Below are 12,879 nucleotides of genomic sequence, written 5' to 3'. Positions count from 1 at the left end.
GCCCGCTTCCGTCCGGCGGCTCACCTCCGGTCGACGGCGGCCACCAGGACCGCCACCGTCACCCCGCCGGAGGTGCCGAGCGCCCCGCGCGCCGCGGCACCCGCGGCGCGCGCGGTGTCCAGCACGCGCCGGGCGGGCGAGACGGCCACCCTGAGCAGCACATGGCAAGGGCCCGCCCCCGGGTCGCCCTCGATGCGGACGGCACCGAACCGCGGCCCCACGGCGACATGCGTGAAGGCGGGCCCCTGCGCGGGGGCGAGCCGGACCACGCCCTCCACGGCGAGCACGGCCCGGGCGACGCGGCCGGCGGCCTCCTCCTGCTCCGTCCCCGCGGCCGCCGCCCGCCCCTCCGGCCCCGCGCCACGCGCCGCGGGCTCCGGCCCGGAATCCGGGGCCTCCGCGCTCTCCCGCGGGCCGGACCCCTCCTCCTGGCCGCGCCCGCCTCCCGCGCCGCCCGCCTCCACCAGCTCGGTCACCCGCAGGTCCACATACTCCAGCGGCAGACCCAGCTCACCCTCGGCCGCCGCCAGCAGGGTGCGCCGCACCTCCTCGGCCGCGGTCGGAACCGGACGGTCGGCGTACACGGCCAGATTCGCGGTCAGCGTCAGCGGCCCCGGCGGCAGGGCGCCGGCGGGTGCGGGTACGGCGGACTCGGCGGTGGCGCGCGGGCCGGAGGGGTCCAGCCGCACCGCGCTCAGCCGGGCGCCGGGCACCGACCGGTGCAGCTCCGCCAACGCCGCCTCCTCCGCGACCCAGGCGCCGTCCGCCGCCTCGCCCAGCGGCAGGATCCGCCCCAGTCCGAGCTGCTGCCGTACCTCCGTGGTCGCCCGTTCCGCCGCCATGGCGCGCACTTCCCTTCCGTGTCCGCCGCCGTTCCCGCCGTGAGAGAACCTTCCGCGCCGACGGCGCGCCCGCGCGGACCGCACGGCGTACGGGGGGCAAGGGTCACCCGCACGGAGGAGTGCACCGGATCTGCGCGCGCGCCGTCGGCCGGGATGTGCCTACGTTGAGTGCCGGAGCGGCAGGCCGCTTCGAACCTCCGAGAGGGGCGCAGAGATGTCCGAGACCAGTACGTCCAACCGCTCCGAGAACCGCAGCGGCAGCGCCGGACGGCAGACCGGCGGGGGAACGGACCAGGGCCGCCGCGGGCCGGGGGCGGCGGCTGTCCGGGGCCGCACCACCATCGCCGACGGCGTGGTCGAGAAGATCGCGGGCATGGCGGCCCGCGACGTGGTCGGCGTCCATGCGATGGGCGGCGGTATGGCCCGGACCTTCGGCGCCGTGCGCGACCGGGTCCCCGGCGGCGGCAAGTCGGTCAGCCGGGGCGTCAAGGCCGAGGTCGGCGAGGTGCAGACGGCGCTCGATCTGGAGATCGTCGTCGACTACGGCGTGTCGATCGCCGACGTGGCGCGCGCGGTGCGGGAGAACGTCGTCTCGTCCGTCGAGCGGATGACCGGCCTCGAGGTGGTCGAGGTCAACATCGCGGTGAGCGACGTCAAGCTGCCCGACGAGGAGGACGACGAGGACGAGGACTCCGACCGCAGCCGCGTGCAGTGAGCCGCCGCGGCACACCGGGGCACGGGCCCGAGCGCCGCGTGCCCCGCCCCGGCGCCGACCGAAGGAGCGCAGGATGAGTATGGCCTTTGCCGGCCTGATCGCCGGACTGGCGCTGGGCTTCGCCGGATACTTCGGCGGATTCGGAGCCTTTGTGCTGGTCGCGGCGCTGGGGGCCGTCGGCTTCCTGGTGGGACGGTTCGCGGACGGAGACCTGGAGGCGGGGGACTTCTTCCGGGGCCGGGACGGCGAGCGCCGCAGGTGACTCCGTGACGGATGCCCAGATCTCCGCCGGTGAGCGGGGGGCGACCAGGATCGCCGACCGGGTGGTCGCCAAAGTGGCCGCACAGGCCGCGCGCGAGGCGCTGCGCCAGACCCGGGCCGGGGCCGGCCCGTCCGCCGCCGGGCCCTCGGCGGGACGGTCGGTGCGCCGTACCGCGGTCACCGTCCGGGAGCGGACCGCGCGGGTACGTCTCGGGCTGGAGCTCGGCTACCCCTCGGATCTCGGCGCGCAGTGCGGCGCCGTACGCCGCCGCGTCATCGCGCGGGTGGGCGAGCTCGTCGGCATGGACGTGCCGGACGTGGCACTGGACATCGAGCGGCTGACCTCGGCGCAGCTGCGGGGCGAACGCTCCGGGAGGGTGCAGTGACCCCAGCAGGCGACACGGGCGCTCCGCACCCGGCCGGTTCCGGCCGGCGAGGAGCGGGCGCCACGTCCGGGAAGACCCCGCAGGCTCCAGGGGCCCCCGGATCCCCCGGGGCTTCTGAGGCCCCCGAGACCCCCGACACTCCGGAGGGCCCCTCGGGTCCGGAGCCCCCCGGACCGGCGTCGCCCGACGCGTCGGGGCCGTCCGGCTCCGGTTCCGCTCCTCCCGAGGAGACGGGCGAAGCCGGCTCGGGCGAAGGGAAGGCCGGCCGGTTCTGGTCGGTGCGCAGGGGGCCGTCCGCCGTCGTCGCGCTGCTGCTGTTCGCGGGCACCGGGATCCTGCTCTACGACGCGGCCTCCGTGCGGGCCGGACGCGCGGGGATGGCCTGGCGCCGGACGCTCACCGACGAACTGGCCTCCCGCCGCCTCGACGACGTCCTCATGCTGGCGGGTGCCGCCGTGCTCGCCGCACTCGGACTGTGGCTGCTGGTACTGGCACTCACCCCCGGCAAGCGGTCGCTGCTGACGATGCGGCCGGACGTCCCCCGGGTGCGCGCCGGACTCGAACGCTCCGCGGCGGCGCTGGTGCTGCGGGACCGGGCCATGGAGGTCTCGGGCGTGCAGGCGGTGCGGGTCACCGTCTCCCGCCGCAGGGTCCGGGCCCGGGCGACGGCGCACTTCCGCGACCTGGACCGGGTGCGCGGCGACCTGGACGGCGCGCTGCGGTCCGGCATCGCGGAGCTGGGCCTGGCCAGACGACCCGGACTGGCCGTCCGGGTGCGGCGGCCGGCGAAACGACGGTGAGGCGAGGGACGATGCTGCGGACTGTTGACCGGGTGCTGCTCGCGCTGGTCGGGCTGGTGCTGCTCGCGCTCGGCCTGGCGGTGCTCTTCGCGGGTTTCGACCTGCCCCGCCGATGGGGGGTCACCATGCCCGCGGACTGGCCCTGGAGCCGGCCCGATGACGTGGTCCTGAGCGACACCGAGCGCACCCGGTGGACCGATGAGGGCTGGTGGTGGCCGGTGGCGCTCGCCGTCCTGGCCGTGCTGTTCCTGCTGTTCCTGTGGTGGCTGCTGGCGCAGTTGCGGTGGCAGCGGCTGGACGGAGTCGAGATCGACAGCGGGGACGGCGAGGGCGCCGTCCTCCGGGGGCGGGCCCTGGAGGACGCCGTCGCCGCGGAGGCCGAGTCCCAGCCGGGCATCGACCGGGCACGTGTCGTCCTGACGGGGAAGCGCGGCCGCCCGCGGGCCCGCGTCGGGCTGGTGCTGACCGCGCACGCCAAGCCGGGCCCCGCGGTGCACCGGCTGCACCGCGAGGCACTGGCCCACGCGGTGAACTCGGCCGGGCTGCGCGAGCTGCCGGCCGAGGTCAGGATGCGGGCCGCCCGGCACCGTGCGGAACGCGTGAGCTGATCGCCGGAGCGGCCCGGCTCCGGGCGGCACCCGGCCCTCAGAACCCGTGCAGCGCCCCGCCGTCCACCGGCAGCATCACCCCGGTCAGATACGAGGCCGCGGGGGAGAGGACGAAGGCGGCCGTCCGGCCGAACTCCTCCGGTGTGCCGTAGCGGCGCAGCGGGATGCCCGAGCAGTTGCGCTCGCGGGCGGCGTCCCCGTCCCCGGAGAGGGAGTCCAGGTACTGCATCCGCTCGGTGCCGATCCGGCCGGGCATCAGCCCCAGCACCCGGATGCCGCGCGGGCCCAACTCGTTCGCGAGGCTCTTGGCGAACCCCGCCAGTCCCGGGCGCAGCCCGTTGGAGAGGGTCAGCCCGGGGATCGGCTCGCGCACGGACCCGGACAGCACGAAGCCGACCACTCCGCCCTCGCCCAGCTCACCTGCCGCCGTGCGGGCCAGCCGCACGGCGCCGAGGAAGACGTCGTCGAAGGCCGTCCGCCACTGCTCGTCGGTGAGCTGGTCGGCGGGTACGCCCGCCTGGGGGCCGCCGACGCTGACGAGGAGGCCGTCGAACCGCCCGAACCGCTCCCGGGCGGCGGCGATCACCCTCGCCGGGGTCTCGGGGTCGGCGTTGTCGGCGCCGATGCCCAGCGCCCGGCCCTCGGCGCCCGACGCCTCCACCCCGAGCTGCGCCGCCGCCTCCTCGGCCGACTTCTCCGAGCGGCCGGTGACGACGACGCGCGCCCCTTCGGCGAGCAGTTGTGCGGCGGTGGCGAACCCGAGCCCGCGGGTGCCCCCGGTGATGACGTAGACGCGCTGCGAAAGTCCAAGGTCCATGGGGAGCAGTCTGCCTGACCGCGCCGCCGCACCCGAAGGTGCGGTGCCCGGGCTGCCGCCGGTCTCAGACGGGCTCGGCCACCGGCTCCGGTCGCTCCGGGGCTTCGGCCGCCGCGCGCCGCTCCTTGACCTCGCGGCGCACCAGGACGACCCAGCCGACCGGTACCGCGGCGGTGAACAGCCACCACTGCACGGCGTAGGCCATGTGCGGACCGATCCCGCTGTGGTCGGGCTCGGGCAGCACCTCCGGCTGCTGTCCGCCGGGCCGGGGCGAGGTTTTCGTCAGCTGGATGAAGCCCCCCAGCAGCGGGTGGTCCACCTCTGGGGCCTGCTTCCGGCTGTTGATCAGCATGACCTGGCGGTCGGGCAACCCCTGGGTGTCCTTGATCCCGCTGGCTTCGGTGGTCTCGTCCGGCATCATCCGGCCGACGACGCCGACCCGGCCCCGCGGCGGCTCCGGCACCTGGGGGAAGGCCGTCAGATCGCGGTCCGCGCGGATCCAGCCGCGGTTGACCAGGACCGCCGAACCGTCGTCGAGGACGAGCGGGGTGACGACGAAGTAGCCGATGGTGTCGCGGTCCGGGCCGGTGCGGTGCCGGACGACGACCTCGTGCGCGGTGTCGTAGGTACCGTGCGCGGTGACCGTGCGGAACTTGTCGCGGTCGGCGGGCCGGCGGCCCCTCCCGGTCAGTTCGGTGACCGGCACGGTGGGCGCCGACAGGCTCGCGGCCACCTCCTCGTTGCGCGCGACCCGGCTCTCGTGCCGGTGCAGCTGCCAGAAGCCCAGCTTGATCATCGCGGGGATCAGCACGAGGCCGAGCAGGGTGAGGATCACCCATTGCCGGGACAGCAGGAAGCGGTACACGTCTACCGACGGTACCCCCCGGCGGTTCACCCCTCCGGTGCGGGGGCCACGTCCTGCAGGAGCTGGGTGAAGGCGGCCTCGTCGACGACGGGGGTGCCGTGGCTGCGGGCCTTCACCACCTTCGAGGTGGGGGAGTCCGGGTCATTGGTGACCAGGAGACTGGTGAGCCGCGAGACGCTGGTGGCGATGTGGAGGCCCGCCTCGATGGCCCGGTCCTCCAGCAGGTCCCGGTCCACCGAGGTGTCCCCGGAGATGGCCACCCGCATCCCCTGCACCAGGCGCCCCTCCGGTTCGTAGCGTCCCGGGTTGGGGTACGGGCAGGCCGGGCGCTTGCGCGCGGGCCGCCAGGTGCCGTACCCGCGGCCGGAGGTGCGGTACCCGGCACCCGTCCCGCCGCCCGGGCGGCGCGGGACCACCGCGTCCGACCACTCGGTCAGCGGCTGGCACGCCAGCAGCGGCAGCCGCACCCGCTGCCGCGCCGCCAGATGCAGGCTGGGGCGGAACGCCTCGGCCAGCACCCGCGCGTCGTCCAGCGCGTGGTGCGCCCGCTGCTGGACCACGCCGTAGTGCGCGGCCAGGGACTCCAGTTTGTGATTGGGCAGCGGCAGCGACAGCTCCTTGGACAGCGCGATGGTGCACAGCCGCTGGCGCACCGGCGCCTCGCGTTCGGCACGCGCGTACTCCCGCGCGATCATCGACCAGTCGAAGATGGCGTTGTGCGCGACCAGTACGCGGCCCGCCAGCCGGGTGGCGAACTCCTCGGCGATCTCCCCGAAGAGCGGCGCGTCGGCCAGCGCCTCGGCGGTCAGCCCGTGGATCCAGGTGGGGCCGGGGTCGCGCTGCGGATTGACCGGCGTGTACCAGCGGTCCTCGACCTCGCCGCGTGCGTCCAGGCGGTAGACGGCCGCGGAGACTATCCGGTCGTCCCGCGCGAGGCCCGTGGTCTCCACGTCCACCACCGCGTAGCCGTCCGGATATCCGGTGGGCCAGTCGGAGGGCGGCTGGGAGTCGGCGGCGGGCTGCGCGGGGATGCGCGGGGAGGTCCCGTCCGTGCGTGCCGTCTGGTCTTCGAGCATGGTCACAGAGAATACGGGGCGCTACTGACAGCGCCGCACGCCGTGTCCGCGCCCCCGCGTCCGGGCTTGCGGTGTCCCGCTCCGCCGGCGAAGCGCTCAACTCCCGTACGGCACGGCCGACGACGGTCCGCGGTGCCTCCGCGGCCGCGGCCGGGCGGAGCGGACGGACGCCGGGCCGCGGCCCGGGCGGCACCCCTCCGCGCGGTACCCGTTCCGGGAGGGAAGGGGCGGATGCGGCGTGGCCGGGATTCCATACCAAGCGGTAACAACCTCTGGCGCGGGGCTTCCGGCGGCCTTACCTTGCTGACATGCCGTCTAGCCTGCCCGATGTGGTCCTCTGGTCCATCCCCGCGTTCGTCCTGCTCACCGTCATCGAAATGGTGAGCTACCGCCTCCATCCGGACGAGGACGCCGCCGGATACGCCGCGAAGGACGCCGCGACGAGCATCACCATGGGGCTCGGCAGCCTGGTGTTCGACGCGCTGTGGAAGATCCCGATCGTCGCCCTGTACGCGGCGGTCTACGAACTCACCCCGCTCCGCGTGCCGATCCTCTGGTGGACCCTGCCCCTGATGCTGCTCGCGCAGGACTTCTTCTACTACTGGTCGCACCGGGGCCACCACGTGATCCGCATCCTGTGGGCCTGCCACGTCGTGCACCACTCCAGCAGGAAGTTCAACTTCACCACGGCGCTCCGCCAGCCCTGGACGACCTGGACCGTGTGGCCGTTCTACCTGCCGATGATCGCCTGCGGCGTCCACCCGGCGGCCCTCGCGTTCTGCTCCGCCACCAACCTCGTGTACCAGTTCTGGATCCACACCGAGCGGATCGGGAAGCTCCCGCGCCCCGTCGAGTTCGTCTTCAACACGCCCTCGCACCACCGCGTGCACCACGCGTCCCAGGGCAGCTACCTGGACCGCAACTTCGGCGGCATCCTGATCGTCTGGGACCGGCTCTTCGGCTCGTTCGTGCCGGAGACCGACCCCTGCGTCTTCGGCCTGACCAAGAACGTCAACTCCTACAACCCGCTGCGCGTCGCCACGCACGAGTACGCGGCCATCGCCCGCGACGTGCGCGCGGCGCGCGGCTGGCGGGAGCGCGGCGGACGGATCTTCCGCGGCCCCGGCTGGCAGCCGGCCGAACAGCCCGCCGAGCCGCAACGCGCCGCGGCCGAACTCGCCGCCGACCGGTAGCCGGACCGGCGCCAGCGGAGCGCGGGAAGACGGAAGGAACGCGAGCACGGGAAGACGGAGAAGACGGAAAAGGGGGCCGGACCGCTGGCTACGCGGTCCGGCCCCCTGTGCCGACCGCCCGGGCCGCCATGCGGCCGGAGCGGTCGGCACTCCGTCACGGCGTCACTTGGTGACGGCCGCCAGCGCGTCCACGAGCCCGTGGCCGTAGAAGCTGTTGTTCCCCCGCACACCGGTGCAGGTGGCGGCGTAGGTGCCGCGGTTGCCCGGGTCGTAGCTCTCCGGGCAGGGCAGGGTCTGGGCCTGCGCCTTCAGCAGCCAGGAGACCTCCTGGGCGCTGGACTTGGGGTGGGTGCTCTTGATCAGCGCCGCCACACCCGCGACCTGCGGACCGGCCATCGAGGTGCCCTGGAGGTAGGCGTACTCGCCGTTCGGCATGGTGGACAGCACACCGCCGTCCTTGGCGGGCTCCTCCGGAGTCTGGAACGCGCGGTCACCACCGGGCGCCGTCACGTCGATCTCGTACCGGCCGTAGTTGGAGTAGTACGACTTCAGGTTCTCCGGGCCGGTCGCCGAGACGGAGGTGGTGCCCTCCAGCATCGCCGGCACGTCCTTGCAGTGCTCCGGGTCGATGGTCCGCTCGACCGGGGTGCCGTCGTCCGGGCTGCTGGCGTCCTTGATCTCGTCAGCGGCCAGGTCGTTGGACGAGTTGCCCGCCGAGGTGACCGTGGTGACGCCCTTGTGCTGCGCGTACCGGACGGCGCGCTGCACCGACTCCATGATGGCCTTCTGGTCGACCTGGTCGTCGCAGTTGTAGAGCCACGGGTCGACGTAGTAGCTGTTGTTGGTGACCTCGATGCCGTGGTCGGCCGCGAACACCATGGCGCAGACCACGGCCTCGCTGTAGAACAGCGCCGTGTCGGGCTCGCTCACCTTCAGGGAGGCGACCTTCACGTTGGGCGCGGTGCCCGCGATGCCGACACCGTTGCGGGGCGCGGCGATGATGCCCGCCACGTGGGTGCCGTGGTAGTCCTCGCTCGGGTCGTACGGACGCCAGGCGCCGGGCGAGGTGTCGGCCTTGCCGCCGACGCAGTTCGCGGACTGCCTCTTGGAGAAGTTGGCCTTCAGGTCCGGGTGGGTGTCGTCCACGCCGGTGTCGATGACGCCGACGGTGACCTTCCTGCTGCCCTCGTTGACCTTGGCGGCCTTGTCGGCCTTGATGGCCCGCTTGTCCCACTGCAGGGACTCCAGCGGCTCCTGGTCCTTGGCCCGCGCCGCGGTCAGCGACGACTTGGCCTTGGGCTCCTTGACGAAGTGCGGCTTGCCCACCTCGGTGGTGCTCGCCGCCTTGAGCGGAGCGGTGCGGGTGGCGCCCGCCGAGTCGACACCGTCGACGTTGCGCAGTGTCTCGCCGAACTCCGGGTTGCTGGAGTGCGCGACGATGACGCCTATTTTCCGGTAAGTGGCTATGACCTTGCCGTCAGCCTCGCGTATTTCCTTCTTGACACGTTTGACGGTACGGCCACTGGTTTCGGTGTTGACGATGTAGCTGAGCTTCTCGCCGGCCTTCGCCTTGGGTGTCGCGGCCTCGGCCGCGGCCCGCTCGGTGGTCTGTGCGTTCGCGGAGGCCGCGCCCGCCAGGCCGAGGGTGGCGGTCAACACCAGTCCCAGCGGCACCGCCACAGCACGCCGCCGCCTGGATGGTCTCACATGCATGGGGTCTCCATGTCGTCTGAAGTTGTCCACAGACGACGGAAGTTATCTCTGGGAGCCAGGTAACTGCAATGGATTGATGGAGAAAGTCCGAAGGCTGTACACAACCGTGATCGGTCTTATCTGTTTCAACTACCGACCCCTGTTGCGGGCGCGACGGACGATCTACGATGCGCCCACTGCTCGTCATTGAGACGTGGGTCACACTCTCTCGAACGCTCCGTCCCCCTCACGTTCCGTCAGGAGTCACCGTGGACACCGCCCCAGAGCACGCGCACCCCGGCCCACCGGGCCCCCGCGACTACACGGACGTCCAGCACAGTGCCGAGTTCGGTGAACTCCGGCGCGGCTACCGCTCGTTCGTCTTCCCGCTCACCGTCGGGTTCATCGTCTGGTACCTGCTCTACGTCCTGCTCTCCAACTACGCGGGCGGCTTCATGAGCACCGAAGTCGTCGGCAACGTCAACGTCGCCTTCGTCTTCGGACTGGCCCAGTTCCTGACGACCTTCCTGATCGCCTGGTGGTACTCGCGCTTCGCCGCAGTGAAGCTCGACCCCAAGGCGGAAGCGCTCAAGACGCGGCTGGAGGCGGAGAACCTGCAGCGGGCCACCGGGGCCGAAATCGGCCACCAGGCCACACCCCGGGACGAGGACAAGGGCCAGCTCGCCGGTCAGGAGGACGACGCATGAGTCTCACCCAGCAACTCGCGGCCCCCGCCGCCCAACTGGCCGCCGAGGGCGCCGGCGAGCACCGCACGCTGATCATCACCCTCTTCTCCGTCTTCGTCGCCATCACCCTCGGCGTCACCGTCTGGGCGGGACGCCGGACCAAGGACGCCACCGACTTCTACGCGGGCGGACGCCAGTTCAGCGGCTTCCAGAACGGTCTGGCCATCTCCGGCGACTACATGTCCGCCGCGTCCTTCCTCGGCATCGCCGGAGCCATCGCGCTCTCCGGGTACGACGGATTCCTCTACTCCATCGGCTTCCTCGTCGCCTGGCTCGTGGCGCTGCTGCTGGTCGCCGAACCGCTGCGGAACTCCGGGCGCTACACCATGGGCGACGTACTGGCCTACCGGATGCGGCAGCGCCCCGTACGGACCGCCGCGGGCGTCTCCACCATCATCGTCTCGATCTTCTACCTGCTCGCCCAGATGGTCGGCGCCGGCGCCCTCGTCGCACTGCTGCTGGGCATCACCGGCGAGACCGGCAAGAACCTGATCGTCGTCTTCGTCGGCATCGTCATGATCCTCTACGTGACGGTCGGCGGCATGAAGGGCACCACCTGGGTGCAGATGATCAAGGCGTGCCTGCTGATCGGCGGCACCGTCGTGATCACCGTGCTGGTGTTCCACAAGTTCAACTACAACCTCTCCGCCCTGCTCGGCGCCGCCGCCGAGAACAGCGGCAAGGGCGCGTCGTTCCTGGAACCCGGACTCAAGTACGGCGTCTCGACGACCTCCCGGATCGACTTCATCTCCCTGGGCATCGCCCTCGTGCTCGGCACCGCCGGACTCCCGCACATCCTCATCCGCTTCTACACCGTGCCCACCGCCAAAGCCGCCCGGAAGTCCGTCAACTGGGCCATCGGCATCATCGGCGTCTTCTACCTGATGACCATCGCGCTCGGCTTCGGCGCCGCCGCGCTGCTCAGCCGCCAGACCATCACCGACTCGAACGCCGCGGGCAACACCGCCGCGCCGCTGCTCGCCCAGGAGATCGGCGGCGGAGCGGACTCCACCGGCGGCGCCGTCCTGCTGGCGATGATCTCCGCGGTCGCCTTCGCCACGATCCTCGCCGTCGTCGCCGGACTCACCCTCGCCTCCTCGTCCTCCTTCGCGCACGACCTGTACGCCAACGTCATCCGCAGGGGAAAAGCCACCGAGAAGGAAGAGGTCAAGGCCGCGCGGGTCTCGGCGGTCATCATCGGCGGCGTCGCCATCGGCCTGGGAATCTTCGCCGGCAAGCTCAACGTCGCCGGGCTCGTCGCCCTCGCCTTCGCGGTCGCCGCCTCCGCGAACCTGCCCACGCTCCTCTACAGCCTCTTCTGGAAGCGCTTCACCACCACGGGTGCGCTGTGGTCGATCTACGGCGGGCTCGTCTCCTCCGTGGTCCTGGTGTTCTTCTCGCCGGTGGTCACCGGCAAGGAGACCTCCATGTTCCCCGACGCCGACTTCGCCTGGTTCCCGCTGCAGAATCCCGGCCTCATCTCCATTCCGCTGGGCTTCCTGCTCGGCTGGATCGGTTCCCTCCTCTCCAAGGACGAGGGCGCCGGAGGCGCCAAGTACGCGGAGCTCGAGGTTCGCTCCATGACAGGAGTAGGCGCCCACTGACGGCGGGCGCCCCCCTTGCGGGGGCGCCGCCTCCCCCCGTCACGGCCTCTCGGCGGCAGCCGAAGGACGACGGGGGCGTGCCCCCACAACGCGTCGCACCCCCGCGACGGGGGGGAACCGACCCCGCGAAGACGCCCCCCGCGAAGGGAGTCGCGGATGCGGCGGGCGGCGCGGCAGCGCCCTCGCAGGTGCGACCCCGCAACAGCGGAAGCTGTCGGATGTCACATACGTGACTTACGCTGCGAAGCAGATCACGCACTTGGGAGGGCCGTCAGCATGCTGCTCGACACCTATGGGCGGGTCGCCACCGACCTGCGCGTCTCGCTGACCGACCGCTGCAATCTGCGCTGCACGTACTGCATGCCGGAAGAGGGGCTGCAGTGGCTCGCCAAGCCCGAGCTGCTGACCGACGACGAGATCGTCCGGCTGGTCCGGATCGCCACCGCGGAGCTCGGCGTCACCGAGGTCCGCTTCACCGGCGGTGAGCCGCTGCTGCGTCCGGGGCTCGCCGGTATCGTGGCGCGCTGCGCCGAGCTGCCGGCCCGCCCCAGGATGTCGCTGACCACCAACGGCATCGGGCTGGAGCGCACCGCACAGGCCCTGCGCGAGGCCGGGCTGGACCGGGTCAACGTCTCGCTGGACACGCTCGACCCGGAGACCTTCCGGCGGATGACCCGGCGCAAGCGCCACGCGGATGTGCTGCGCGGGCTGGCCGCCGCGCGGGCGGCGGGGCTGACACCGGTGAAGGTCAACGCGGTGCTGATGCCGGGGATGAATGACCAGGAGGCCCCCGGGCTGCTGTCCTGGGCTCTGGAGGAGGGCTACGAGCTGCGCTTCATCGAGCAGATGCCGCTGGACGCACAGCACGGCTGGCAGCGCGAGGGCATGATCACCGCCGGGGACATCCTGGCGTCGCTGCGCACCCGCTTCACGCTGACTCCGGAGCAGCAGGAGGAGCGCGGCTCCGCGCCGGCGGAGCGCTGGCTGGTGGACGGCGGCCCACAGCGGGTGGGGGTGATCGCCTCGGTCACCCGTCCCTTCTGCCGGGCCTGTGACCGCACCCGGCTGACCGCGGACGGGCAGGTGCGCACCTGCCTGTTCGCCACCGAGGAGTCCGATCTGCGGGGTGCGCTGCGCGGCGGCGCTTCGGACGCGGAGGTCGCGGCGCTGTGGCGGCAGGCGATGTGGGGCAAGAAGGCGGGCGCCGGGATCGACGACCCGTCGTTCGTCCAGCCGCAGCGCCCGATGTCGGCCATCGGGGGCTGACCCGGGCG

At 72.6% G+C, this 12,879-nt stretch carries 13 protein-coding genes and 1 pseudogene; 9 read left to right on the top strand and 5 right to left on the bottom strand.

The window, feature by feature from the left end; all coding sequences use genetic code 11:
• Positions 1–20 precede the first annotated feature (20 nt).
• Positions 21–842, bottom strand: a complete 822-nt coding sequence (locus A949_RS0122445) for a hypothetical protein (protein ID WP_019358280.1) — start codon at positions 840–842, stop codon at positions 21–23.
• 214 nt (positions 843–1,056) lie between these two features.
• Between A949_RS0122445 and A949_RS0122440 the strand changes: the two genes are divergently transcribed.
• The 5 genes from A949_RS0122440 (at position 1,057) to amaP (ending at position 3,612) form a co-directional block, all read left to right on the top strand.
• A complete protein-coding gene (locus A949_RS0122440) occupies positions 1,057–1,557 on the top strand; it encodes an Asp23/Gls24 family envelope stress response protein (RefSeq protein ID WP_019358279.1) in 501 nt (166 codons plus the stop codon).
• Positions 1,558–1,630: 73 nt separating this feature from the next.
• Positions 1,631–1,819 carry a hypothetical protein gene (locus A949_RS0122435; protein ID WP_026004925.1) on the top strand — a complete coding sequence of 63 codons (189 nt, stop codon included), beginning with the start codon at positions 1,631–1,633 and terminating at the stop codon, positions 1,817–1,819.
• Between the two features lie 4 nt (positions 1,820–1,823).
• Positions 1,824–2,204, top strand: a complete 381-nt coding sequence (locus tag A949_RS0122430; protein WP_019358277.1) for a hypothetical protein — start codon at positions 1,824–1,826, stop codon at positions 2,202–2,204.
• Positions 2,205–2,482: 278 nt separating this feature from the next.
• Positions 2,483–3,004 carry a DUF6286 domain-containing protein gene (locus tag A949_RS0122425; RefSeq protein WP_019358276.1) on the top strand — a complete coding sequence of 174 codons (522 nt, stop codon included), beginning with the start codon at positions 2,483–2,485 and terminating at the stop codon, positions 3,002–3,004.
• Between the two features lie 11 nt (positions 3,005–3,015).
• The gene (gene amaP, locus A949_RS0122420) at positions 3,016–3,612 is read left to right on the top strand and encodes an alkaline shock response membrane anchor protein AmaP (RefSeq protein WP_026004924.1); all 597 of its coding nucleotides are present in this window, start codon (positions 3,016–3,018) and stop codon (positions 3,610–3,612) included.
• 37 nt (positions 3,613–3,649) lie between these two features.
• Here amaP and A949_RS0122415 read toward each other — a convergent pair whose 3' ends face one another.
• The 3 genes from A949_RS0122415 to A949_RS0122405 form a co-directional block, all read right to left on the bottom strand.
• Positions 3,650–4,429 carry an SDR family oxidoreductase gene (locus A949_RS0122415; RefSeq protein WP_019358274.1) on the bottom strand — a complete coding sequence of 260 codons (780 nt, stop codon included), beginning with the start codon at positions 4,427–4,429 and terminating at the stop codon, positions 3,650–3,652.
• Positions 4,430–4,493: 64 nt separating this feature from the next.
• Complete coding sequence (locus A949_RS0122410) at positions 4,494–5,294, bottom strand: SURF1 family cytochrome oxidase biogenesis protein (protein ID WP_019358273.1); 801 nt, start codon at positions 5,292–5,294, stop codon at positions 4,494–4,496.
• 26 nt (positions 5,295–5,320) lie between these two features.
• The gene (locus A949_RS0122405) at positions 5,321–6,370 is read right to left on the bottom strand and encodes a DEDDh family exonuclease (RefSeq protein ID WP_078534720.1); all 1,050 of its coding nucleotides are present in this window, start codon (positions 6,368–6,370) and stop codon (positions 5,321–5,323) included.
• Positions 6,371–6,678: 308 nt separating this feature from the next.
• Between A949_RS0122405 and A949_RS0122400 the strand changes: the two genes are divergently transcribed.
• A complete protein-coding gene (locus tag A949_RS0122400; RefSeq protein ID WP_026004923.1) occupies positions 6,679–7,563 on the top strand; it encodes a sterol desaturase family protein in 885 nt (294 codons plus the stop codon).
• Between the two features lie 162 nt (positions 7,564–7,725).
• Here the strand turns inward: A949_RS0122400 and A949_RS0122395 are convergent, their stop codons facing one another.
• The gene (locus A949_RS0122395) at positions 7,726–9,276 is read right to left on the bottom strand and encodes a S8 family peptidase (protein WP_175488469.1); all 1,551 of its coding nucleotides are present in this window, start codon (positions 9,274–9,276) and stop codon (positions 7,726–7,728) included.
• A gap of 248 nt (positions 9,277–9,524) precedes the next feature.
• On the opposite strand from A949_RS0122395, the pseudogene A949_RS39240 reads away from it, so the two are divergent.
• The 3 genes and pseudogenes from A949_RS39240 to moaA all read left to right on the top strand — a co-directional run.
• A pseudogene (locus A949_RS39240) lies at positions 9,525–9,860 on the top strand (DUF485 domain-containing protein); the annotation flags it as partial.
• A 98-nt stretch (positions 9,861–9,958) separates the two neighbouring features.
• The gene (locus A949_RS0122385; protein ID WP_019358268.1) at positions 9,959–11,605 is read left to right on the top strand and encodes a solute symporter family protein; all 1,647 of its coding nucleotides are present in this window, start codon (positions 9,959–9,961) and stop codon (positions 11,603–11,605) included.
• 276 nt (positions 11,606–11,881) lie between these two features.
• Entirely contained in the window at positions 11,882–12,871 is a 990-nt protein-coding gene (gene moaA / locus A949_RS0122380; protein ID WP_019358267.1) for a GTP 3',8-cyclase MoaA, read from the top strand.
• The last annotated feature ends 8 nt before the right edge of the window (positions 12,872–12,879 follow it).

It is taken from the genome of Streptomyces sp. AA1529 (assembly GCF_000280905.1).
Lineage (GTDB): Bacteria > Actinomycetota > Actinomycetes > Streptomycetales > Streptomycetaceae > Streptomyces.
The sequence above is the reverse complement of the archived record's forward strand: the minus strand, read 5'-3'. Positions and strand labels throughout refer to the sequence as shown.